The following is a 22,401-nucleotide window of genomic DNA, read 5'->3' on the forward strand; positions in this document are numbered from 1 at the left end:
CCTCGGGCCTGACGTGACCCACGGGGCCCCGGGCCGCCCGACGTCATCCATCGGCCCCTCCCCCGGCGACGTGACCGAACGCCGTCGCCGGGCGCCATGCTGCCGCCCCGTAGAACTACAGCTTCTCCACCGGCGCGTACCGCAGCAGCAACCGCTTCGGCTTCGCCTCGCCGAAGTCGACCGTCGCCTCCGCGTTCGCACCCGTACCCTTCACGCCGACCACGGTGCCCAGGCCGAACTGGTCGTGGGTGACCCGGTCGCCGACCGCGAGTGAGACCACCGGCTTCTCGGAGACCCCGCGGCGCGTCGCGAAGCCGGAGGCACCGGACGCCGCGGACCGCGAACGCGAGGACGACAGCGAGGCGGCCACACCGGAGACGGGCCCCGAGGGCATGGGAGCGGTCGCGCCGGTGCGCTTCCACTCCAGGTGCGTCTCCGGGATCTCCTCCAGGAAACGGGACGGCGGGTTGTACGAGGGCTGGCCCCAGGCGCTGCGCATGGACGAACGGGTGAGGTACAGCCGCTCTCGCGCGCGCGTGATGCCGACGTACGCGAGGCGCCGCTCCTCCTCCAGCTCCTTGACCTGTCCCAGCGCGCGCATGTGCGGGAAGACGCCGTCCTCCATGCCGGTGAGGAAGACGACCGGGAACTCCAGGCCCTTGGCGGTGTGGAGGGTCATCAGCGTGATGACGCCGGAGCCGTCCTCATCCTCGTCGGGGATCTGGTCGGAGTCGGCGACCAGGGCCACCCGCTCCAGGAAGGCGGCGAGCCCGACGGGCGTCTCGCCCTCACCCGCACCGGACTCCTGCTCGAACTCCAGGGCCACGGCGGCGAGTTCCTGGAGGTTCTCGATCCGGGTCTCGTCCTGCGGGTCGGTCGAGGCCTGCAGCTCGGCGAGGTAGCCGGTGCGTTCGAAGATGGCCTCCAGGACAGTGGCCGGGCCCGCACCGGACTCGACGATCGTACGGAGGTCCTCCATCAGCGTGTTGAAGCGCTTGACCGCGTTCGTGGACCGCGCGGCCATGCCGTACGCCTCGTCGACGCGCTTCAACGCCTGCGGGAAGCTGATCTTCTCGCGCTGCGAGAGCGCGTCGATCATCGCCTCGGCGCGCTCACCGATGCCGCGCTTGGGCACGTTGAGGATGCGGCGCAGCGGGACCGAGTCCTCCGGGTTGGCCAGTACACGCAGGTAGGCCAGGACGTCCCGGACCTCCTTGCGCTCGTAGAAGCGGACGCCGCCCACGACCTTGTAGGGCAGGCCGACGCGGATGAAGATCTCCTCGAAGACACGGGACTGGGCGTTCGTACGGTAGAAGACGGCGACGTCTCCGGCCTTCGCCTCGCCCGCGTCCGTGAGACGGTCTATCTCTTCGGCGACGAACTGCGCCTCGTCGTGTTCGGTGTCCGCGACATAGCCGGTGATCTGCGCGCCCGCGCCCGCGTTGGTCCACAGGTTCTTGGGACGGCGGGACTCGTTGCGCTCGATGACCGCGTTGGCGGCGGAGAGGATCGTCTGCGTGGAGCGGTAGTTCTGCTCCAGGAGGATCGTCGTCGCGTTCGGGTAGTCCTCCTCGAACTGGAGGATGTTGCGGATCGTCGCGCCGCGGAAGGCGTAGATCGACTGGTCGGCGTCGCCCACGACGCACAGCTCGGCGGGGAGCAGGTCGTGCTCGCCGTGCGGGGTGTCCTCGTCTTGCGCGCCGGTGCCGACCAGCTCACGCACCAGCGCGTACTGCGCGTGGTTGGTGTCCTGGTACTCGTCGACCATGACGTGGCGGAAGCGGCGACGGTAGTGCTCGGCGACGTCCGGGAAGGCGCGCAGCAGGTTGACCGTGGTCATGATCAGGTCGTCGAAGTCGAGCGCGTTGGCCTCGCGCAGCCGCGACTGGTACATCGCGTAGGCCTGGGCGAGGGTCTTCTCGAAGCCTCCCCCGGACTCCGTCTGGGAGATGCCCCCAGCGACCTGGGCGGCGAAGTCCTCCTCGTCGATCAGCTCGTTCTTCAGGTTCGAGATCTTGGCGCTGAAGGACTTGGGCGGGAAGCGCTTGGGATCGAGATCCAGATCACGGCAGACGAGCGCCATCAGCCGCTTGCTGTCGGCGGCGTCGTAGATCGAGAACGAGGAGGTGAAGCCGAGCTTCTTGCTCTCCCGGCGCAGGATCCGCACACACGCGCTGTGGAAGGTCATCACCCACATCGCGTTCGCGCGCGGGCCGACGAGCTGCTCGACGCGCTCCTTCATCTCGCCCGCGGCCTTGTTCGTGAAGGTGATCGCGAGGATCTGGCCGGGGTGGACATGGCGCTCGCCCAGCAGATGGGCGATGCGGTGGGTGAGCACCCGGGTCTTGCCGGAGCCCGCGCCGGCCACGATGAGCAGCGGGGAGCCGGAGTGCACCACGGCCGCGCGCTGGTTCTCGTTCAGCCCGTCCAGCAGGGCCGCCGGGTCCACGGCGGGGCGGGGCGCGCCGTCGCGGTAGTAGGCGTCCCTGCTCGCGGGCGCGTCGAAGCGGCCGCCGAACAGGTCGTCCGGAAGCGGCTCCGGCGCTCCGTCCTCGGGCGGCGGCGGGGGCTCTTCCTCGTGGGCCCCGGAAGGCTGGAGGTCCGCCAGAAAGCTGTCATCAAAGAGGCTGCTCATCGCTCTCCGAGTCTAGGCGGCCCCACTGACAACCCGCGGCCACCCTGAAAACCCGACCGGTTTTCCGCGACGGCACATGGTCTCTTTACGTGACCGCGCCTGATCCCTTTCCACCGGCCTTTCCGCCGCCCTTGCCACCGCGGACGCCGTCACCGTTCAGGATCGTTTCATTACGGTCAGCCACAACCAGTCCCGATCAATGGCCGCCAGGACCAAGGTCACAAAAATGTATCGGGCATATCGCACATCAAACTTCACAGAACACTTATGAGTTGGCTAGCGTGCCGGGCAGGCCGCTCGACCCAACCGGCGAACACCGCCGGGCCGTGCGGCCTCCGCCGAGTCCGGTGCGCCCGTGTGGCAGCCGGAGCCGGGGACCCAACCGACCTTGGGGTGAATCGGTCCAATTGTCCGCTGGGGCAGGGACCGTAGGGCAAACCTTCCGGAAGTACCCGCCCGAACCCGACAGCTAACTCGGTAGGCGGATGACGGAAGGAGTCGCCACCTTGGCGTCGCATCGCAAGTGGAGTCCTACGGGTACGCGCATAGCGGGTATACGGACTCCCGCCCTCGCCACGGCGGCCCTCACCTCCGTGGCCCTGCTCTCCCAGACGGCGAACGCCGCGCCCTCGGCCGACTCCAAGCCGAGCATCGAAGAGGTCGAGAAGAAGGTCGACGACCTCTACCACCAGGCCGAGACGGCGACCGAGAAGTACAACGCGACCAGGGAGAAGACCGCCCAGCAGCGCAAGCGCGTCGACTCCCTCCTCGATGACGTGGCCCAGCGCACCGAGAAGCTCAACACCGCGCGCGAGGAACTGGGTTCGTTCGCCGCGGCGCAGTACCGCACCGGCGCCGCCGCCCCCGACACCGCGAGCCTCCTGCTGGCCGACAATCCGCAGGACTACTTCGACCAGACCCAGCTGATGAACCGTCTGACCACCCGCCAGAAGGCGGCCGTCGACGACTACGTCACTGAGCAGGCCGCCACCACGAAGAAGCGCGCGGAGGCCTCTGAGAGCCTGCAGACGCTCACCACGACGCAGAGCGCGCTGAGGACGTCCAAGGCCGACGTCCAGCGCAAGCTCGCCGAGGCCCGCTCCCTGCTGTCGAAGCTGACCGCCGAGGAGAAGGCGCGGCTCGCGGCGATCGAGAAGAAGCAGCAGGAAGCGGCCGACCGCAAGGCGGCGGAGCTGGCCCAGCAGCAGGCCGCAGCGCAGAAGAAGGCCCAGGAGGCGGCCGCACAGCAGCAGACGGGTTCCGGCACCTCCGGGACCACGGGCTCCGCCGGCACCTCCGGCAGTTCGGCCACCGACTCCTCGTACACCGCCAAGGCCGACAAGGCCCTCGCCTTCGCCCGCACCCAGGTCGGCAAGCCGTACGTCTGGGGCGCGACCGGGCCCGGCTCCTACGACTGCTCCGGCCTCACGCAGGCCGCCTGGAAGGCCGCCGGCGTCGATCTCCCGCGTACCACCTGGGACCAGGTCAACGTGGGCACGACGGTCCCGCTCTCCGACATCAAGCCCGGTGACCTCGTCTTCTTCTACGACGACATCAGCCACGTCGGCCTCTACGTCGGCAACGGCATGATGATCCACGCCCCCAAGCCGGGCGCGTACGTCCGCGAGGAGTCGATCTTCTACGGCGGCGAGTCGATCATCCACAGCGTGGTGCGTCCGGCCTAACGCCTCGCCGCCCGGCACGCGCGCGTGGGGCTCATCGAGCTCCACGCGCGCGTGGCCCGCCGCCAACCCGCTCGAAGGTCCTTAGCATCGGGCCCATGTCAGCCATCTCCCCGCCCGGCACCCGGCGGACCGGCCTGCGCAGCTGGTGGGCGCAGAGTCCGCCGGGCGCCGGAGCCGCGATCCTGGCCACCGGCATCATCTCGATCGGGCTGGAGCAGACCGGCTACGAGATCCTGTCCCGGATCGTGCTGGCCCTGGCGGCCGTCGGCTGGCTCGGGCTCGCCGCGGCCTTCGTCGTACGGCTGCTGCGGGAGCGGGAGCGGTGGCTGACGGAGGCCGGTACACCGAGCGCGCTCACCGCGGTCGCGGCGACCACCGTGCTCGGCACGCGGCTGGTCACGCTGGGGTGGAAGGTGCCGGCCGAGGCCCTGCTCGCCCTGTCGGCGGCGCTCTGGCCGGGGCTGCTCCTCCTGGTCGTACGGCAATGGCGGCCCCGTATGCCCGGAGGGGTGTTCCTCGGCTGTGTGGCCACGCAGGGGCTCGCGGTGCTGGGCGCGACGCTCGCCCCCGCGACGCACACGGACTGGCTCGCTCACACCGCGCTGGTGCTGTTCTGGCTGGGGCTCGTGCTCTACGCGGCGGCACTGTTCTACTTCGACTACCGCGAGGTCGCCACGGGCGCCGGGGACCAGTGGGTCGCAGGCGGCGCGCTCGCCATCTCGGCGCTGGCGGGGTCGAAGCTGATCCTCGCGTACCAGGCGAACATCTATCTGTGGAACAACGACGACAACGGCGTGCTGCGCTGGGTGACCGAGGCGCTGCTCGTGCTCGTCCTCGGCTCGTACTGCGTGCTGGCCGTGGCGGAGGCCCTGTGGCCCCGACCGCGCTACGACGTGCTGCGCTGGGCGACCGTGTTCCCGCTGGGGATGACGGCGGTGGCGACGCTGTCGGTCGCGGCCGCCATCGGCGTCGGCCGGCTCAGGGGGCTCGGGCAGGTGCTGCTGTGGATCTCGGTCGCGGCGTGGCTGGCGGTGGCGGCCGTAGCGGTCAGGCGTCCGCGGGAGCCGTAGCGGGCGGGCGTCCGCGGGAGCCGTAGCGGGCGGGCGCATCCGTAACGCTGTCCGGAAGCGCCGTAGCCGTCCGTGGGGGCCTTCGGGGGGACGTCAGGTCCAGAGCACTGCGATGAAGATGTTCGCGGTCGTGAGCAGCCCTACGAGCCCGAACAGGCCCTTGTCCACCTTCTCGTCGTCCCGCTTCACATAGACGAGTCCGAGGATCACGATCAGCAGGGCGAGCTTCACGCCGATCTTGAGGGTGTTGACCGAGTGGTCGTCTGCCTGGTTGAGGCCGACAAGGGCGACGCCCGTGACCAGCATGGTCAGCGCGCCGTGCAGCATGGCGGGGACGAACCGGGCGGTGCCCTGGCCCATCGCCTTCATCTGGGTGAGGAAACCACCGAGGAGCGAGGCGATGCCGATGATGTGCAGGCCGACGAAGAGATGGATGAGTACGTCCATGGAGCCGGAGCCTAATCGGAGGCCCTGCCCCCTCTTGTCACCGGCCCACCCCCTGTAGACCCGTACCACCTGGGAACCACCGATTGCCCCGGAACCGCCCCATCGGTCATCACACCGCGTGAAGTCGACTGCGCCGGGCCGGGATCACGGTCACATACGGTCGCCCTGCGATCCAGTGACGCCACTTCCGTACATGGCGTTACCGGGACATCACTCTCAGGTTTAGCGTCCTCCACCAGGTGACCGGCTCCCCACCGCCGCCCGGGCCAGGGGCGGCAGCCGGACACCACCGCCGAGAAAGGTCCGGCGGCGGCCCGCTCCCCCTGTGTGGGCCGCCGCCGGACGTGTCCCCCGCTGACCGCGCTCGTCCCCGGCGGTCGTAGGCAAGTCCCCGGGAAGGATGTGGGCCCTCGTGGCAGCGCACCGAAAGCCCAGACAGCGCTCGCTCGGTGGAAACACGGCCCGCACAGCCGCGACCATCGCCCTCGCGGGCGCGGCCACGGCGACGGGCTTCGACGGGACGGGGCACGCGGACCCGCAGCTGTCGCCGGCACAGGTGAAGGCCAAGGTGGACAAGTTGTACGAGGAGGCGGAGGTCGCCACCCAGAAGTACGACGGCGCGAAGGACAAGGCCGACAAGGCCGAGCAGCGGCTGAACGCACTGCGCGACGAGGCGGCACGCAAGGAGGACCGGCTCAACACGGCACGGGACGCGCTGGGTTCGATCGCCGCCGCGCAGTACCGCAGCGGAGGCCTGGACCCCGCGCTGCAGCTCGCGCTCTCCGACGACCCCGACCAGTATCTGGAAGGGGCCGCGTTCGCCGAGCGGGCCGGCAGCCGGCAGGCGGAGGCCGTGGCCCGGGTGCGCAAGCAGCTGCGGGAGATCGAGCAGCTGCGCGGGGCCGCGCATGTCGAGCTGGCCTCGCTCAAGTCGCGTCAGGCGGAGCTCAAGCGGGCCAAGAAGACGATCACCGGGAAGCTGGACACGGCGCGGCAGCTGCTGTCGCGCCTCACCGACGAGCAGCGCGCACAGCTCGGGGACCTGGGAGTGGCCGGGGGCGCCGGGGGCATGGGAAGCGCCGGGCAGCGCGCCTCGCGCTCCGCCGCGCGGGACCTCGGCCCGGTGCCGTCGCCCGGCTCCGTCGCGGCACCCAACTCGCGTGCGGCGGAGGCCGTCGCGTACGCCTACGGGAAGCTCGGCAGCCCCTACGTCTGGGGCGCCACCGGGCCCGACGCCTTCGACTGCTCGGGCCTGGCCCAGGCCGCGTACCGCGCCGCGGGCATCTCGCTGCCGCGCACGACGTACGCGCAGATCAACGCCGGACACCGGGTCTCACGGTCCGAACTCCGCCCCGGTGACCTGGTGTTCTTCTACTCGGGCATCAGCCACGTGGGCATCTACGTCGGAAACGGCCAGATGATCCACGCCCCGAACCCGTCGGCGCCCGTGCGGCTGGCGCCGGTCGACGAGATGCCGTTCGCGGGGGCCACCCGAGTGGCGTGAAAGACGCGGGGGCGACCGCGGTGTGGTGCGGACGGAGAAGTGGATCACGGTAGCGTCGGCGCGGACTCTGTTTCCGTCGTCATCGCTCCGTCGTCCCGTCGTCGTTACGTCGTCGCTCCGTCGCCAAAGAGGTTCTGATGCCCGGCTCTCTGCTGCCGCCTCCGCCGCCGCCCGCGCACATCAGGACCTGGCCGGACCGCGCCGCGCTGCTGGCCGACCGGGGGCGGGCGCTGGAGGAGCTGCGCAGGCGGAGCCTCGGGGTGCACCGGGTGCTGCTGCTCTGGCTGCTGGCGCTCGCGGCGATCGTCGGCTGGGCGCTGCTGGTGCTGCCGCTGCGGCAACTCGAGCAGCGCGACCCCACCGGCTTCGTCCTGGGCCCGCTCTTCGCCCTGCTGGGCCTGGCCGCGCTCGCCCCGACCGTCGTCGCCGTCGCCCTCTCCGTCCGCCGGGACCATCACATACACCGACTGCTCGACGCCTGGTCCGAGTTGGACCGGCACCCCCCGACCGACTCCCGGCTCCGCTCCCCCGGCCTCAGCCTCTTCTGGCTGCTCTCCTCGCTCGGCGTCTGCGCGATCGGTGCCTGGACGTCCTTCACGACAGCCGCGCGGGCCGAGCCCGGCCACCCCCTGTACAGCGATGTCGTCCAGGGCATGGGCATCGGCCTGATCCTGTGGCTGACCGGCCTCATCGGCATCGTGAAGGCCGTACGTCACTACCGCTGGGCGCTGCGGATACTGGGCCCGGCGCCCGACGCGCAACACCGGTAGGCAACCCTCTCGACGCGATCGGCTAGACCAGCCGACGCGCGGTGGCCCACCGGGTCAGCTCGTGCCGGTTCGACAGCTGGAGCTTCCTGAGGACCGCCGAGACGTGGGACTCGACCGTCTTCACGGAGATGAACAGCTGCTTGGCGATCTCCTTGTAGGCGTAGCCGCGGGCGATGAGACGCAGGACCTCGCGCTCGCGCTGGGTGAGACGGTCGAGGTCCTCGTCGACGGGCGGGGCGTCGGTGGAGGCGAACGCGTCCAGGACGAATCCGGCCAGGCGGGGCGAGAAGACCGCGTCGCCGTCCTGGACGCGGAAGACGGAGTCCACCAGGTCCGTGCCGGTGATGGTCTTGGTGACGTAGCCACGGGCGCCGCCGCGGATCACCCCGATGACGTCCTCCGCGGCGTCCGACACGGAGAGCGCGAGGAAACGGACCGGCTGCCGGGCGTCGGCCATCAACGGGGCGCAGCGGCGCAGCACTTCGACACCGCCGCCACCGGGCAGATGGACGTCGAGCAGGACGACCTCGGGCCGGGTGGCCGTGATGACCGTGACCGCCTGGTCGACGTCCGCGGCCTCGCCGACCACCTCGACGCCGGTCCGCTCGGTCTCTCCGATCTCGGCCTGTACTCCCGTACGGAACATGCGGTGGTCGTCGACGAGCACGACCCGCACACGGCGTCCGCCCGCGGCAGCCGTCGGGTGGGGGCCGCCGGCGGTCGAGCCCGTGGGCACGCCCACACCGGCGACGGACTCGGTGGCCGACCCGGCGACGGACTCGGTGGCCGACCCGGTGGTCGGCCCGGTCGCGGCCACAGCCCCCGCCCCGGCCGTACCCACGGCGGCATCCTCCGGCCCGTTCGATGCCGGGGTCTGCCCGGTCGGTCCGTTCATGTCGCTCATGACGTCTTCTCCGCCCTTTCCATCTCCAACTCGACCTCCGTGCCGCCGTCCGGCACCGCGCGCAGTCGCGCCGTACCGCCGTTGCGCTCCATGCGGCCGATGATCGATTCTCTAACGCCCATGCGGTCGGCGGGTATCCCGTCGAGGTCGAAGCCGGGACCGCGGTCACGGACGGACACGAAGACCGTCCTGCCCTCGACTTCGGCGTAGACCTGTACGGCGCCGCCCTCGCCACCGTACTTGGCGGCGTTCACCATCGCTTCCCGCGCGGCCTGCATCTGTGCGGTCAGGCCCTCGTCGAGCGGGCAGTCGCCGACGACGACGACCTCGATGGGGACGCCGTGCTTGTCCTCGACCTCGGCCGCGTTGCGACGGACCGCCTCGGCCAGGGTCGCCGGCTCGTCGGCCTCGTCCTTGCCGGTGCCCTCCGGTTTGTAGAGCCAGGCGCGCAGGTCGCGCTCCTGCGCGCGGGCGAGCCGTCGCACCTCGTTCGCGTTCTCCGCGTTGCGCTGGATCAAGGTCAGGGTGTGCAGCACCGAGTCGTGGACGTGGGCGGCGACCTCGGCCCGCTCCTGGGCGCGGATGCGCATCAGGCGCTCCTCGGAGAGGTCCTGGGTCATGCGCACGAGATAGGGGCCGGCGAGGAGCGCCGTGCCGACCAGGACCGCGAGTGCCGCCTGCAGGACCGACCCGAGGTGGGCCGCCGAGCCCTGGAGCACGAATATTCCGGAGACGCCCGCGGTGACGAGCAGGACACCGGCCGCGGAGCGCAGCAGCGTGAGCGTACGACGACGACGGCCGACCTCGACCCAGCGGGCCCGCCGCGCGTTGTCCGCCTGGCGCCAGACCAGGGCGACGCCCGCGCCGACGAGAACGGTCGGCCAGAGATAGGCCCTTGCCCCACCGCCGAGATTCACATTGCCGACGAAGACCATGGCCACGACGACCATGAGGAGCAGGGCCACCATCTGGCCCCGGTCCGGCTTGCGGGCCACGAGTCTGCGGCGGCCGTCGGGGGCGGTCTCGGTGGTGAAGGCCGGGGTGCGCCCGGAGTCGACGCCGCCGACGCCGAGCGGCACGAAGAACCAGAACGCGGCATAGAGCAGCGCCCCGAGGCCGTCCGCCATGAACAGGCCGACGAAGACCAGCCGCACCCAGATCACGGGCAGCCCGAGATGCCCGGCGAGCCCTCGCGCCACGCCCCCGAGCCAGCGTCCGTCGCTGCTGCGGTAGAGCTTGCGCGGGGGCCGCGGGTCGTCGAGGGGCACTGCTGCGGCTTCCGGCATGCCATCGATGTTCACACGGGCGGAGGGCAGGAGCATCAGGGTCGACCCCCGATACTCCCCTGATCTTCGAGAGACCGGTGCTCGAACGGTTCCCCCCCCGCCCCCGTCAGGGCCGATATCAGGGTTCGGCCAGGGTCGTCCCGACTGCCGCCGGGCCTTCCCGCCCGTCACCATGGACACATGACAGATCAGCAGCGCGCGGCAGCGGAGCCGGATCCCGGCCCCGGCCCGGGCGCCCCACCGTCGGGCGCCGGGCCGCGGGCCACCGTGCCGCCCTCCGCGGGCATCGCCACGGGCGCCGGGGGAGCCGCGGAGGGCGTGGGAGTACCGGGCGCGACAGGTGAGGAACCGCGCGCGCACGGGGAGCCGCCCGCGCCCGAGGGCCCGCGCAGGTTCCGGCGCGACCGGCGGCAGAAGATGCTGGGCGGTGTGTGCGCCGGGCTGGGGCGGCAGTGCGACATGGACCCGGTGATCTTCCGGATCGTGCTCGCCGTGCTCTCCGCCACGGGCGGCATCGGTCTCATCTTCTACGGCTTCGTCTGGCTGTTCGTTCCCTACGACGACGAGGAGGAGAACGAGGTCCGCAAGCTCCTCACCGGCCGCGTCGACGGCCACGCGCTGGCGGCCGTGCTCTTCGCGCTGGTCGGCTGCGGGGTGTTCCTGTCGATGTTGAGCAACGGCAGCGTGCTGACGTTCGCCGTCGTCCTCTCCCTACTGCTCGCGGGCGCGGGGTACTGGTCGCAGCAGCGCGGCGCCCCCGACCCCGACCCGCTCGCCGCCCAGGCGGTGGCGGACGCCCCGCCGGAGGCGCAGGCGCCCCCCGTCCCCGTCTCCTACCCGTCCTGGTGGCGCGACCCGATCGTCAAGGACGGCTCGCACGTGGGCGGCACCGGCTATCTCTGGGGCCCGTCGGACGCCCGGGACCGGGATGTCGCGGCGGCGCTCAACATCGCCCGCGGCATGCCCCGCCCGGACATACGGGACCTCCGCGCGGCCCGTGAGCCGCAGCCGCGCGGCCCGCGCTGGATCGGCGGCTGGGTCTTCCTGCTCGCGCTGGTCGCGGGCGGCCTCGGCACCGGCCTGACGTGGCACGACCATCCGCTCGCCATCAGCCTGCAGACCGGTCTGTCCTGCGCGCTCGTCGTGTTCGGCCTGGGCATCGCACTCAGCGCGTTCGTGGGGCGTACGGGCGCGGGGTCGATCTTCCTCGCAGTGATCACGGCAGCGTTGCTGGCCGGCTCCGTGGCCATGCCGAAGGACATCAGCACCCACTGGATGCGGGTCGAGTGGACCCCCAGGACCGCTGCCGCCGTGCCGGAGCGTTTCGACCTCGGCACGGGTGTGGGCACCCTCGATCTCACCCATCTCGGCCTCACCAAGGGCCAGACGGTGACGACGGCCGCGGAGGTGGGCGCGGGCCGGTTGAGGGTGATCGTCCCCAAGGACGCGACCGTGAAGCTGAACATCGAAGTGGGCGTCGGGGACATCCAACTGCCGGGCGACGGCAAGAAGGACGTGGACGTGGAACCGGGCAAGCACAAGCAGGTGACCCTGCCGGCCCCGACCGGCGGCAAGAACGGCGGCACGCTCGACCTGAACCTCCAGGTCGGCGTGGGACAGGCAGAGGTGATCCGTGCCACGTCATGAGTTCCAGCCGGGAAAGCTGGTCGCCGGCCTGTTCCTCACCGCCGCGGGCGTCACCTACGCGGGCGACGCGGGCGGTTGGTGGGACACACCGTGGTTCGCGATCATCCCCGTCGTCACGGGTGGGCTCTGCCTGGCGGGCGCGGTGGCGTTCCTGACCCATGGCATACGTCGGCGGCGGTTGCGGCGGCGGGGGGCGGGGGTTTCCGGGTAGCGGGGGCGTGAACGGAGCGCTGGTGGGTGCAGGGCGATCCACTCCCTGCACCCACCAGCCTGCAAGGCCCTGCACGTGCGAGCCACCCTGCGATGCCGTGCGACGCGCTGCGTTGAACCGTCCTGACCCGCGTTACTCAGTAGCGGAGGTTTCCGGACCGTTGGCCGCGCCTCGCGCGCAAGGCCGCGTCGACGGAGAAGACCGAGGCGCCCGCGAGGACCAGGGGCAGCCAGGCCATCAGGTAGGCGAGGTCGTTGCCGTAGTAGTACGGGTCGGAGGCCCAGCTCACCGTCAGCCACAGGCTGAGGGAGATGAGCGCGCCGCCGAGCGCCGCGAGACGGGCCAGCAGGCCGATGAGGGTGCCGATGCCGACGGCCAGTTCACCGAAGGCGATGGCATAGCCGAAGCCGACGGGGCTCTTCAGGGCGAGGTCGACAAGGGCCGGGATCGCGGAGGAGTCATGCACATTGCGCATCAGCTCGCCGATCGAGCCGGAGCCGGAGTCGGAGAGGAAGGCGCTGTTGGTGAGTTTGTCGATGCCGGCGTAGATGAAGGTGACGCCGAGGAAGACGCGCAGGGGCAACAGGGCATAGCGGGTGGCGGTGTCCCGCCAGTCTCGTCCGCCGCCGTCGAGATAGGGGGTTTGGGTGTCCGACCGCATACCGTGAGTCATCGCTCTCCGCCGCCTCTCGCCACGTGCCGTTGACCCCTCAACAGACCATACGTACGAGAACGGGTTCCCGCTCAATGCTCGGGGCCAGTTTTTTTGATGGCGCGGGCACGCCCCCAAGGGCGCGGAGAACTGCGCGAACGGCCCCCACCGGCCCGCAGTCGAACGACTCCGGTGGGCCCACCCGCCCGCATTCGAACTTACTCCGGTGAGGCCCCGGCCCGCAGCCGCGGAGTGGTGAGACCCCCGCCCGCGGCCGCGGGGTTCAGTCCGTCACTTCGATCAGGCAGCGGTTCGTTTCCACTCCGGCTGCCGTTACCACCTGGACCTCCACCCGGCCCGGTTCCACGTCGACCGGGACCGGCACGGTCAGGACCGCGTCCGTGGGGTTGCTGAAGCCGCCGGGGACCGGCACCAGGGGGACATGGACGTGCACCGCGCCGATGCGGACAACCATGCGGGACAGACGGTCCGCGCTCTGGGCGCCGGGTGGGACGAAACCGGCGCCCCGGATCTCGATGTCGTCGCCGGTGCGGATCGGCGCGTCGAGGTCGCCGGCCTCACGGGAGCGGACGACGGAGAGGATGACGGGGCGGCCGCCCTCGGCGTACTTGCCCGCGAGGTAGGTGGCCGCCGAGACGAGGACCAGGAGCGCCAGGCCCCAGGGGAGGTCGGGCAGTTGCTCCGGGCGCCTGGCGAGCCGTACCGCCGCGAAGACCAGGGCGACGGCGCCGATGACGACGTACTGGATGTCGGCGAAGCTGCCCCGGCCGGAGTCGTCCGTGAGGAGGTCGGCGGCGCGCGGCCGGTCCGCGCGTACCTTCTGCAGGCGTTGCCCGAGGACCCGCAGGCCCACGACCCGGCGTACCAGCACCGCGATCGCGCAGACGACGGCGACGACGGTCACCACACCGGCACCGCGGGCGAGTTCGAGGCCGGCGATCAGGTCGTCGCGCTTGCCGTGGGCGGAGGCCGCCGCCAGTTGGCCCACGAGGACGAGTACGGCGTAGACGACGAACAGGACCCAGCCGGCGGCCATTGCCCGTGAGGTGGAAAGGCGGTTGTCCTCGCCGACGACCGGGGCGAGGGCCCCGCCGCGCGCCCGGTGCAGATAGCCCGCGCCCGTCAGCCCGGCGGCCACCACCAGAGCGGCCAGCAGGCCCGCCGTGCGCGCCGCCGTCCAGCCCGCGCCGATCGCCGTGAGCGCCTGGACGACGAGCAGGGCCAGGACGGCCCCCCACACCGCGTACGCCGTGCGTCGCCACAGGCGTCCCAGCCATGCCTCGCCGTCGACGCGTCCGCGCTCGGCGACCAGGTCGGCGGACTGGGTGAGTTCGTCGGAAACCCACTGCCGGGACGCCGACGCCGAGTGCGCGACGGCGGCGGGCAGTCCCTGTCCTGACGCCAGCTCGTCGCGCCGGGCGAGGAACGCGGCGACGGCGCGCCGGTGCCCCTCGCGCGCTCCGTGCGGACAGTCCCCGCAGGTGCAGCCGCCCGTGTGCGCCGCCCCCTGTCCCGCACCGAGCCCGCCACCGCGCTCCGCGCCGTGTCTCGCCTCCTGCACCGCCACGCCCGCTGCCGCCTTCCCCGCGCCGAGAGCTGCCTCGCAAGTCTTGCAACTGCCTTGCGATGACAGGGCATTGTGCCGCACGAAACAGTGCTCGCGTCGGGCAGGTCTGGTCAACGCGGGTGAAGCGGGGGACCCCGTGTTGACCCGGCTGCGAGAATTTCCCCATGGCCGAGATCATCCAGCGCGACGGGACCTGGGCCTTCGACGGCAGCACGGTCAGGATCACGCCGGGACTCCATCGCTCCGTGCCGTTGTTCCGGCAGACGTACGGAGAGATCGCCGTTCCCCTGGAGGCGGTCTCAGGCATCGTCTACGAACCCGAACGCAAGCGCGGCAGACTGCGCCTCAGGCTCCGTGAGGGTGCCGATCCGCTGCTCCAGGCGACCGGCGGGCGGCTGCCCGACGCGGCGGACCCGTACCGGCTGACGGTCGACATCGACCGTACCGGGGTCGCGGAGTACGTCGCCGAGGAGATCCGGCACGCCCTGCTCCTGGACCAGATCCCCAAGGAGCCGGCGAAGGCCTTCCTCCTCGCGGGGCCGCCCGTGCCCGTGTCCGTCCGGTCCAGCGACGGCACGGTCTCCTTCGACGGCGCGCAGGTGCGGATCGACTGGGCGGACACCTCGGACCGGGTCAAGCGGGCGACGGGGCCGCGGATCATCGCCGTCGGGGACCTGGTGCAGGTGGAGTGGCTGCCCAATTCCGGGTACGAGGACGGGTTTCTGCGGTTCGTGACGCGCGAGACCGTGTTCTCCAAGCTGCCGCCGGAGAAGGATCCGTTCGCCCTCGACCTGTGGGGCAGCGCCCGCCGCGACCTGCTCACGGCGCTCGTCGCCGCCGCGGTGACCGCCCGGCTGCCACATCCGTCCCTCCGGGCGGGCGAGCACGTCGACGTCCCGCCGCAACTCACCGCCGCGGCGGGACCAGGATCGTCGCCGGCAGCAGCATCGGTACCGGCCCAGGCCGACCATCACGACGTACTGCTGCGGCGGCTGCGGGAGCTGGGCGAGCTGCACCGCGACGGTGTGCTCACGGACGAGGAGTTCGCGGCGACCAAGGCGGCCGTACTGCGGGGTTTCTAGCCGTTGCGCACCGGGATTCAGCTGAGGAGGTCCGCTTCGCTGCGGCTGATGTCCTGCCACAACGGCTGGTAGTTGATCCACGCCACCAGGTCGCCGCCGAGCTGCTCCCGGGTCGCGACCGCCTGCTTGTGGTCGATGAGGAGGGGGCGGCCCGCGGCCCGTGCGGTCAGCTGGACCTGGCTGGAGCGCTCCATCGACAGGAACCACCAGGCCGCCGCGTCCACCGAGTCGCCCACGGTCAGCAGCCCGTGGTTGCGCAGCACGAGCGCCTTGCGGGTGCCGAGCGCGGAGGCGATCCGGCGGCCCTCCTCGGTGTCCACGGCGACACCGGTGTACGAGTCGTACAGCGCGTGGTCCTCGTAGAAGGCGCAGCTCTCCTGGCTGATCGGGTCGAGCAGGTCGCCGAGGGCGGACAGGGCGCGGCCGTGCACGGAGTGGCAGTGCGCGACGGCGACGACGTCGGGGCGGGCGGCATGGACCTGGGCGTGCACGGTGAACGCCGCCTGGTTGACGTGGTAGCGGCCCTCGATCACCTGCCCGTCCTGGTTGGCCATGACCAGGTCGCTCACGGTGACGTGCTTGAAGGGCATCCCGAAGGGGTTCACCCAGAAGCAGTCGCTGTACTCCGGGTCGCGCGCGGTGATGTGACCGGAGACCCCGTCCTCGAAGCCGAGCCGCCCGAAGATCCGCAGCGCCCCGGCCAACCGTTCCTTGCGATGGCGTCGCTCGTCGTCCAACGAGTCGTACATCGGCGGCATGGCGAACTGCAGCTGGTCGGTGGGCAGGGGCACGGGCGGCGTGGGCCCTTGCATAGGTCCTCCAGCACTGGCGTGTCCGATACGGAGCGGAAGTTACCTCCGGTCGGTGCAGGAGAACAGAGCCGTTCGGTGAAGAGAGTGCGCAACCGTTACGAGAGAGCCGAGGCGGCTGCCCGAGAGCGCCTGCCGAGCGCCCGCCCATACCCGACAGAAGATGTCGGGTATGGGCGGCACACTCACCGTATGAGCGCTGCCAACGGCCTTACCGTGAGCCCTGCCGACCATGAGAACCCTGCACGCTGGGGCACCTTCGCCGCCGCCGAACCCTCACTCGCCCAGTCGGTCGAAGAGCGTTTCGGGGCCTTCACGCACCACGTCCTGGCGACCCTCCGCAAGGACGGTTCGCCCCGGACCACCGGCCTGGAGGTGCGTTTCCTGCGCGGCGAGCTGTGGCTCGGCATGATGCCGGACTCGCTCAAGGCACTCGACCTGCGCCGCGACCCGCGCTTCGCGCTCCAGGCGAACCCGGGGCCGGGCACGGCGATGGGCGGCGGGGACGTCCGGATCAGTGGGCGGGCCGTCGAGGTCGACGACGGGGCGATCAAGGCCGCGTACGTGAAAGAGGTGGAACCGCCGGAGCCGTTCCACCTCTTCCGCACCGAGCTGACGGAGGTCGTGCGGACCTGCGTCGAGGACGACACCTACCTGGTCGTCCAGGTCTGGATGCCCGGAGAGCCGGTGCGGACTCTCAGGCGGACCTGACGGGTGGGACTACTCCCACTCGATCGTGCCCGGGGGCTTGCTCGTGACGTCGAGGACGACTCGGTTGACGTCCGCGACCTCGTTGGTGATGCGGGTCGAGATCTTGGCGAGGACCTCGTACGGGAGGCGGGACCAGTCGGCGGTCATCGCGTCCTCGGAGGAGACGGGGCGCAGCACGATCGGGTGGCCGTACGTGCGGCCGTCACCCTGGACGCCCACGCTGCGGACGTCCGCGAGCAGGACCACCGGGCACTGCCAGATGTCACGGTCCAGGCCGGCCGCCGTGAGCTCCTCGCGCGCGATGGCGTCGGCCTCGCGGAGCAGGTCCAGGCGCTCCTTGGTGACCTCGCCGACGATCCGGATGCCGAGGCCCGGGCCCGGGAAGGGCTGGCGCTGGACGATCTCGTCGGGGAGACCGAGCTCCTGCCCGACCATCCGGACCTCGTCCTTGAACAGCTTGCGCAGCGGCTCGACGAGCTCGAACTCGAGGTCCTCGGGGAGGCCGCCCACGTTGTGGTGGGACTTGATGTTGGCCGTGCCGGTGCCGCCACCGGACTCGACCACGTCCGGGTAGAGCGTGCCCTGGACCAGGAAGGCGACGTCCTCGCCCTGCGCGGCCTCGGCGATGATCTCCGCCTGGGCCTGCTCGAAGACCCGGATGAACTCCCGGCCGATGATCTTCCGCTTCTCCTCGGGGTCCGAGACGCCCTTGAGCGCGGTGAGGAACCGCTCCTGCGCGTCCACGACCTTCAGCTGTACGCCGGTCGCGGCCACGAAGTCCTTCTCGACCTGCTCGGTCTCGCCCTTGCGCATCAGGCCGTGGTCGACGTACACGCAGGTCAGCTGGGAGCCGATGGCCTTCTGTACGAGGGCGGCGGCGACGGCGGAGTCCACGCCGCCGGAGAGGCCGCAGATGGCGCGCTTGTCGCCGACCTGCTCGCGGATGAGGGCGACCTGCTCGTCGATGACGTTGCCGGTCGTCCAGTTCGGCGTGAGGCCCGCGCCGCGGTACAGGAAGTGCTCGAGCACCTGCTGGCCGTGCGTGGAGTGCATGACCTCCGGGTGGTACTGGACGCCGTACAGCTTCTTCTCGTCGTTCTCGAAGGCCGCGACCGGGACGACGTCCGTGGACGCGGTGACCGTGAAGCCCTCGGGGGCGGCGCTGCACGCGTCGCCGTGCGACATCCACACCGACTGCTCGTCCGGGGTGCCTTCGAAGAGGGTCGATCCGGGCTTCGAGACGTGCAGGGGCGTACGGCCGTACTCGCGGGCGCCGGTGTTGTCGACCGTGCCGCCGAGGGTCGTCGCCATCAGCTGGAAGCCGTAGCACATGCCGAAGACGGGGACGCCGGACTCGAAGATCGCTCGGTCGAGGCGGGGGGCGCGCTCGGCGTACACCGACGAGGGGCCTCCGGAGAGGATGATCGCCGCCGGGTTCTTGGCGAGCATCTCCTGGACCGGCATGGTGCTCGGCACGATCTCGCTGTAGACCCGGGCCTCGCGGACGCGGCGGGCGATGAGCTGGGCGTACTGCGCACCGAAGTCGACAACCAGGACGGTGTCGGGGGCGGCGGGGGACGCTTCTGGCACGGTTTGCCTTCCGGCGGTGAGCAGGGGGTGTGGGGTATCAAGTCTACCGGGGGTCCGCGCGAGCGTGCCTGCACCGGGTTCTGCGCCCCCGCCCCCTACCCGACCCATCCCCAGGGGCTCCGCCCCTTCGACCCCGCCAGGGGCTCCGCCCCCGGACCCCCGATCGGCCTGAACGGCCTCGTCCTCATACGCCGGACGGGCTGAAGATGCGCGCAGCGCCCCTTCAGGGGCACGGGGATCTCAGGATCCGAACCCGCTTGGACGTGGCAGGGCCTTGTGGGCATACTGCTTGCATGCTTACGCAGGCGACCTTCGTGTTTACCTATGGCAACCGGCCCACCGGCTGCCATGGTCGTGCTGCTTGAGCAACTGACAAGCGACTTCCCAGGCGCCCCGGGCCGACAAGGCCCGGGGCGTCTGCCGTTTCCGGGTCCTGCCGATCCGGGGCACCTCATCCCAAGAGGAGCCCACCATGGCCGACGTACTCGACAAGACCGGCGCCCGTACCGACGAGGCCGCAGACGTGATCACCGGCGCCCGTGAACGCATCGACGCCCTCGACGACCGGATCATCGGCCTCGTCCAGGAACGGATGGCCGTGTCGAAGGTGATCCAGGAGGCCCGGATCGAGTCCGGTGGCCGCCGGGTGAATCTCTCGCGCGAGATGGAGATCCTCGCCCACTTCAGGGACGCGCTCGGCAAGCCGGGCACCTCGCTCGCCATGACGCTGCTGGAGCTGTGCCGCGGCCGCGTCTGACCCCGTACGCGACGTGCTCACGTACGCACGTACGCATGCCCTCTCACCCGTACGGCGCGTGACCGCGGCGCCGCGGACTTCGTTGGTCCCGGTGTCCGTGCCAGCCAGGGGCGGGCCCGAAAGAACCACGCGTGGCTCCACTGGGGCGATGAGACGTACGGATCGTGCCGTACGTCGTGGGACCTCGTCCCAGGGGTGTGACCGGACGGCAGGGGACAGCGGCCCGGTCACTCAAGAGAACGGTCGGCTCCGGGGACGCCCGGGGCCGTCCGGCGGAATCTGTTCCACGGTCCCACGTCCCGTATCCCGTGTCCGTACCCCCCGTATCCGTCCCCTCATGTCAGTACACCTGTAGCCATACCCCGTGTCCGTACCAAGACCCGCGGCGCAGCCCCCGGCGCCGCTCCCCAGGCACCGGCGCTGCCCTGACGTCGGTGCTGACGACGAAGGGCCCCGCGGTCTCCGTCCCGCGGGGCCCTTCGCACGCCCGTCACCTCGCATCAGGTGCGGGACAGCGTGCCGCACGTCTCCGTGCCGGAGTGCTCGATGTCCCGGCTGCGGTCGTACGGGTCGGTCGTGGGCCCCGTCGGAGGCGCGCCGCTGGGGGCGGCCGAGTCGAACTGGGGGTGCAGGAATCCGTCGTAGACGTCGCAGGCGGTGTTGCCGAGGTCCTGGTCGTACCGGATGACCGACAGCTTGCCGGGAGTGGCCTGGTACTTCCGCGGGTCGAGGAGTTCGAGGTCGAGGACGCGGCGCACGATGGTGCGGGCCACCTCGGCCGAGCCCCCGCCGGAACCCTCGGTCGGCGCCCCGGACGTCTCCGTCGCCCCCGACGCCTTCGATGCCTGGTCCGCCTGGATCAGGGGGTAGACGAAGGTGTAGTCCATGTGGAGGGCGACGGACCCGTGCTCGCCCGCCTTGAACGTCATCCGGCCACGGACCTTGACCACATCCCCGGCCGGCCGCACCTCGGCCGGGTCGAACCGGCTGAAGAGCATCAGCGGATCGTGCTTCTTGCCCGGCGCGCGCAGCCAGCTGTTCACGTCGTCGAGCATGCGGGGCTGCTTCGGGTCGAGAACGGCGAGCGCGCTCTCGGGGCGCTCGCCCCGCAGGGTCCCCGGGGCCAGGTTCGCGCCGACGAGCAGGGTCTTCGCCTGCTTCAGGGCGGCGGCCACCTGCGCGCTCGTGAACGTACCGACCGGCTTCGCCTTCGGTACGACAATGGCGGCGGCGCCGTCGGCCCAGCCCTCGGCGGGCGAGCCGGCGAACGGCCTGTCGAGGGTGGGCGTGTCGGGCGCGGCGCTGGAGGGAGCGGCGGTCGGAGGCGCGGTCTCGGCGGGCAGGGCGGCGGCGGACGCGCCCCCGGACGGCGTACCGGACGACGTGCCGAAGGGGTCGCCGGGCAGCAGCGAGGGCTTGACCGCGACCAGCGCCACGGCGATCGCGACGGGCACGCCGAGGATCGCCCACAGCCGGCGCCGACGGGACGCGCGCCCGTCCATCTCCCGCCAGGCCGGACCCGTTCGCCACCCCTCCGGCTGGGCGCCCTTGGCGTCCTTCTGCCGGAGCCGTTCGGTCACCATGCGCGCCCGGGCGGACGGCTCCTTCGGCGCCGAACTGCGGATGTCACGTTCGGTGTCGCGGGCGAACCGCTCCCACACCTCGTCGGGGACCGAGGGTTGCTTGAACTCCCCGGACTCCCCCGCCCCTTCGGGCTGCTTGTCAGACACGAGGATCAGTTCTAAGTGGATCGAAAGGCTGTACACAAGGCAGATCCGTGCAGATCCGCGTGTGACACAGCCCACATAAGAATTCTGTGAGTGAAGGCACAACCGTTCCCAGGTTTCGCGGGTCACACCTGCAGAACCAACGGCCACACCCGCGCCCCACACGCGGAGGCCTCATCCCATACGCGTACCGTGACGACGCGGTACCGGACTTTCCGAGGTCTTCATGAAGCTTCGCCGTGCCATGGCCCTGGCGGCCGCAACGGCAGCAATAGCCCCTCTGGCGCTGCTTTCGGCGCCGGCCGCGTTCGCGGAAGAGAGCCCCTCCCCCACCGCGACGGTGTCCGAGTCCGCGAGCGAGTCCGCGTCGGCGACCCCGACCGAGACCACTCCCGCGCCCTCCGAGACCCCGTCCGCGTCGGCGACCGAGACGGCTCCGACGTCGAGCGCCTCCGCCACCGCCACCACCTCGACCTCCGCGACTCCCGCGCCGAGCACGTCGACGTCGCCCGAGCCGTCCGACACGCCGGAGCCCGAGCCGTCCGAGTGCCAGGACTCCAAGGTCGACGTCTCCATCTCCGGCCTGCCCGGCAAGATCGCGGCGGGCAGTGGCTGGCACAAGTTCTCCCTGAACGTGCTCAACAACTCCAAGTCCACCCTGAACGAGCTCGGCTTCTTCGCCGGCGCGTCCTCCGACAAGGCGGGCGACGACCTCTTCCAGAGCAAGAAGGTCCAGCTCCAGGCCTACAACGAGGACACCAAGGCCTGGGAGGACGTCGACTCCGAGGGTTACGCGGTCGGGTTCGTCGGCTACACCGACGAGCTGAAGCCCGACTACGAGGTCGACATCCCGCTCCGTATCAACGTGAAGTCCAGCGCCCCGGTCGGCGCCGGCTTCTCGCTCGGCGCCAGCATCTACGGCGACACGGACGGCCAGTGCACCGGCTACGGCGAGGTCGCGTACAAGTTCCAGATCGTCTCCTCGGGTACCGACACCGATGGCACCAAGCCGCAGGAAGGCGGCAAGGTTCCGGTCTCGGACAAGCCGGCCGACAAGGGCAACACCCCTGAGGTCAACGGCAGCCTCGCCGAGACCGGCTCCAGCTCCGCCCTGCCGATGATCGCGCTCGCCGGTGGCCTCGCCGTCGTCGCCGGTGCCGGTGCGGTGTTCGTGGTGCGTCGTCGCAAGACGGGTGACGCGACCGCGTAAGCGGTGAGCGGCACACCCACGTAGGCAGCACGCCTCGTAAGAGAAGAAGGACCTGGGCTCGGAGGGGGGCACAGGTCCTTTTTCGCGTTCCCATGAGCCGTCTGCATGTGGGTACT

General features: G+C 71.0%; 19 protein-coding genes and 1 riboswitch. Of the genes, 10 read left to right on the plus strand and 9 right to left on the minus strand.

Annotation, left to right across the window (positions count from 1 at the left end; all coding sequences use genetic code 11):
- Positions 1-115 precede the first annotated feature (115 nt).
- Positions 116-2,635, minus strand: a complete 2,520-nt coding sequence (pcrA, locus tag ACIRA5_RS12410; RefSeq protein WP_403690084.1) for a DNA helicase PcrA — start codon at positions 2,633-2,635, stop codon at positions 116-118.
- A 326-nt stretch (positions 2,636-2,961) separates the two neighbouring features.
- A riboswitch (cyclic di-AMP (ydaO/yuaA leader) is annotated at positions 2,962-3,135 on the plus strand.
- A gap of 6 nt (positions 3,136-3,141) precedes the next feature.
- Here pcrA and ACIRA5_RS12415 point away from each other — a divergent pair.
- Positions 3,142-4,320: an NlpC/P60 family protein gene (locus ACIRA5_RS12415; RefSeq protein ID WP_403690087.1), complete on the plus strand. Its 1,179-nt coding sequence runs from the start codon at positions 3,142-3,144 to the stop codon at positions 4,318-4,320.
- Between the two features lie 95 nt (positions 4,321-4,415).
- On the plus strand, positions 4,416-5,390 hold the full coding sequence (locus tag ACIRA5_RS12420) for a tellurite resistance/C4-dicarboxylate transporter family protein (protein ID WP_403690090.1): 975 nt from the start codon (positions 4,416-4,418) through the stop codon (positions 5,388-5,390).
- Between the two features lie 93 nt (positions 5,391-5,483).
- On the opposite strand, the gene ACIRA5_RS12425 is transcribed toward ACIRA5_RS12420, so the two are convergent.
- The gene (locus ACIRA5_RS12425; RefSeq protein WP_403690093.1) at positions 5,484-5,837 is read right to left on the minus strand and encodes a hypothetical protein; all 354 of its coding nucleotides are present in this window, start codon (positions 5,835-5,837) and stop codon (positions 5,484-5,486) included.
- A 412-nt stretch (positions 5,838-6,249) separates the two neighbouring features.
- Between ACIRA5_RS12425 and ACIRA5_RS12430 the strand changes: the two genes are divergently transcribed.
- Together ACIRA5_RS12430 and ACIRA5_RS12435 are read left to right on the plus strand one after the other, a co-directional pair.
- Positions 6,250-7,341 carry an NlpC/P60 family protein gene (locus ACIRA5_RS12430; RefSeq protein ID WP_403690095.1) on the plus strand — a complete coding sequence of 364 codons (1,092 nt, stop codon included), beginning with the start codon at positions 6,250-6,252 and terminating at the stop codon, positions 7,339-7,341.
- A 137-nt stretch (positions 7,342-7,478) separates the two neighbouring features.
- Entirely contained in the window at positions 7,479-8,111 is a 633-nt protein-coding gene (locus ACIRA5_RS12435) for a hypothetical protein (protein ID WP_352050567.1), read from the plus strand.
- Positions 8,112-8,133: 22 nt separating this feature from the next.
- On the opposite strand, the gene ACIRA5_RS12440 is transcribed toward ACIRA5_RS12435, so the two are convergent.
- Together ACIRA5_RS12440 and ACIRA5_RS12445 are read right to left on the minus strand one after the other, a co-directional pair.
- Positions 8,134-9,015: a LuxR C-terminal-related transcriptional regulator gene (locus ACIRA5_RS12440; protein WP_403690098.1), complete on the minus strand. Its 882-nt coding sequence runs from the start codon at positions 9,013-9,015 to the stop codon at positions 8,134-8,136.
- Positions 9,012-10,301 (minus strand): PspC domain-containing protein, encoded by a 1,290-nt coding sequence (locus ACIRA5_RS12445; protein WP_373306448.1) that lies wholly within the window; start codon positions 10,299-10,301, stop codon positions 9,012-9,014. Before ACIRA5_RS12445 ends, ACIRA5_RS12440 begins: the two co-directional genes overlap by 4 nt.
- Before the next feature lie 180 nt (positions 10,302-10,481).
- On the opposite strand from ACIRA5_RS12445, the gene ACIRA5_RS12450 reads away from it, so the two are divergent.
- A complete protein-coding gene (locus ACIRA5_RS12450; RefSeq protein WP_403690100.1) occupies positions 10,482-11,948 on the plus strand; it encodes a PspC domain-containing protein in 1,467 nt (488 codons plus the stop codon).
- Positions 11,935-12,159: a hypothetical protein gene (locus tag ACIRA5_RS12455; protein ID WP_075028455.1), complete on the plus strand. Its 225-nt coding sequence runs from the start codon at positions 11,935-11,937 to the stop codon at positions 12,157-12,159. The genes ACIRA5_RS12450 and ACIRA5_RS12455 overlap by 14 nt, the downstream gene beginning before the upstream one ends.
- A gap of 136 nt (positions 12,160-12,295) precedes the next feature.
- Here the strand turns inward: ACIRA5_RS12455 and ACIRA5_RS12460 are convergent, their stop codons facing one another.
- Both ACIRA5_RS12460 and ACIRA5_RS12465 read right to left on the minus strand, forming a co-directional pair.
- Entirely contained in the window at positions 12,296-12,832 is a 537-nt protein-coding gene (locus tag ACIRA5_RS12460; RefSeq protein WP_352050563.1) for a TQO small subunit DoxD, read from the minus strand.
- Positions 12,833-13,094: 262 nt separating this feature from the next.
- A complete protein-coding gene (locus tag ACIRA5_RS12465; RefSeq protein ID WP_403690103.1) occupies positions 13,095-14,399 on the minus strand; it encodes a hypothetical protein in 1,305 nt (434 codons plus the stop codon).
- Positions 14,400-14,563: 164 nt separating this feature from the next.
- Between ACIRA5_RS12465 and ACIRA5_RS12470 the strand changes: the two genes are divergently transcribed.
- Positions 14,564-15,481: a DUF4429 domain-containing protein gene (locus tag ACIRA5_RS12470; protein ID WP_403690106.1), complete on the plus strand. Its 918-nt coding sequence runs from the start codon at positions 14,564-14,566 to the stop codon at positions 15,479-15,481.
- A gap of 17 nt (positions 15,482-15,498) precedes the next feature.
- Here ACIRA5_RS12470 and ACIRA5_RS12475 read toward each other — a convergent pair whose 3' ends face one another.
- The gene (locus ACIRA5_RS12475; protein WP_403690107.1) at positions 15,499-16,293 is read right to left on the minus strand and encodes a class II aldolase/adducin family protein; all 795 of its coding nucleotides are present in this window, start codon (positions 16,291-16,293) and stop codon (positions 15,499-15,501) included.
- Positions 16,294-16,482: 189 nt separating this feature from the next.
- Between ACIRA5_RS12475 and ACIRA5_RS12480 the strand changes: the two genes are divergently transcribed.
- Positions 16,483-17,001, plus strand: a complete 519-nt coding sequence (locus ACIRA5_RS12480; RefSeq protein WP_403690110.1) for a pyridoxamine 5'-phosphate oxidase family protein — start codon at positions 16,483-16,485, stop codon at positions 16,999-17,001.
- 9 nt (positions 17,002-17,010) lie between these two features.
- On the opposite strand, the gene guaA is transcribed toward ACIRA5_RS12480, so the two are convergent.
- Positions 17,011-18,591 carry a glutamine-hydrolyzing GMP synthase gene (gene guaA / locus ACIRA5_RS12485; protein WP_403690111.1) on the minus strand — a complete coding sequence of 527 codons (1,581 nt, stop codon included), beginning with the start codon at positions 18,589-18,591 and terminating at the stop codon, positions 17,011-17,013.
- Between the two features lie 433 nt (positions 18,592-19,024).
- Between guaA and ACIRA5_RS12490 the strand changes: the two genes are divergently transcribed.
- Positions 19,025-19,348: a chorismate mutase gene (locus ACIRA5_RS12490; protein WP_282459373.1), complete on the plus strand. Its 324-nt coding sequence runs from the start codon at positions 19,025-19,027 to the stop codon at positions 19,346-19,348.
- Between the two features lie 500 nt (positions 19,349-19,848).
- Here the strand turns inward: ACIRA5_RS12490 and ACIRA5_RS12495 are convergent, their stop codons facing one another.
- On the minus strand, positions 19,849-21,078 hold the full coding sequence (locus ACIRA5_RS12495; protein WP_403690113.1) for a hypothetical protein: 1,230 nt from the start codon (positions 21,076-21,078) through the stop codon (positions 19,849-19,851).
- 223 nt (positions 21,079-21,301) lie between these two features.
- Here ACIRA5_RS12495 and ACIRA5_RS12500 point away from each other — a divergent pair, with 223 nt between their 5' ends.
- Positions 21,302-22,285 carry an LAETG motif-containing sortase-dependent surface protein gene (locus ACIRA5_RS12500; protein WP_403690115.1) on the plus strand — a complete coding sequence of 328 codons (984 nt, stop codon included), beginning with the start codon at positions 21,302-21,304 and terminating at the stop codon, positions 22,283-22,285.
- Positions 22,286-22,401 lie beyond the last annotated feature (116 nt).

The organism is Streptomyces sp. NPDC096311, assembly GCF_044763085.1.
GTDB lineage: Bacteria > Actinomycetota > Actinomycetes > Streptomycetales > Streptomycetaceae > Streptomyces.

What these genes read in the sequence shown, in the direction of transcription:
- ACIRA5_RS12425 (WP_403690093.1), bottom strand. Translation starts at nt 5,837, where the DNA reads ATGGACGTACTCATCCATCTCTTCGTCGGCCTGCACATCATCGGCATC.
- ACIRA5_RS12500 (WP_403690115.1), top strand. Translation starts at nt 21,302, where the DNA reads ATGAAGCTTCGCCGTGCCATGGCCCTGGCGGCCGCAACGGCAGCAATA.
- ACIRA5_RS12445 (WP_373306448.1), bottom strand. Translation starts at nt 10,301, where the DNA reads ATGCCGGAAGCCGCAGCAGTGCCCCTCGACGACCCGCGGCCCCCGCGC.
- pcrA (WP_403690084.1), bottom strand. Translation starts at nt 2,635, where the DNA reads ATGAGCAGCCTCTTTGATGACAGCTTTCTGGCGGACCTCCAGCCTTCC.
- ACIRA5_RS12435 (WP_352050567.1), top strand. Translation starts at nt 7,479, where the DNA reads ATGCCCGGCTCTCTGCTGCCGCCTCCGCCGCCGCCCGCGCACATCAGG.
- ACIRA5_RS12450 (WP_403690100.1), top strand. Translation starts at nt 10,482, where the DNA reads ATGACAGATCAGCAGCGCGCGGCAGCGGAGCCGGATCCCGGCCCCGGC.
- ACIRA5_RS12480 (WP_403690110.1), top strand. Translation starts at nt 16,483, where the DNA reads ATGAGCGCTGCCAACGGCCTTACCGTGAGCCCTGCCGACCATGAGAAC.
- ACIRA5_RS12460 (WP_352050563.1), bottom strand. Translation starts at nt 12,832, where the DNA reads ATGACTCACGGTATGCGGTCGGACACCCAAACCCCCTATCTCGACGGC.
- ACIRA5_RS12440 (WP_403690098.1), bottom strand. Translation starts at nt 9,015, where the DNA reads ATGAGCGACATGAACGGACCGACCGGGCAGACCCCGGCATCGAACGGG.
- ACIRA5_RS12475 (WP_403690107.1), bottom strand. Translation starts at nt 16,293, where the DNA reads ATGCAAGGGCCCACGCCGCCCGTGCCCCTGCCCACCGACCAGCTGCAG.
- ACIRA5_RS12420 (WP_403690090.1), top strand. Translation starts at nt 4,416, where the DNA reads ATGTCAGCCATCTCCCCGCCCGGCACCCGGCGGACCGGCCTGCGCAGC.
- ACIRA5_RS12470 (WP_403690106.1), top strand. Translation starts at nt 14,564, where the DNA reads ATGGCCGAGATCATCCAGCGCGACGGGACCTGGGCCTTCGACGGCAGC.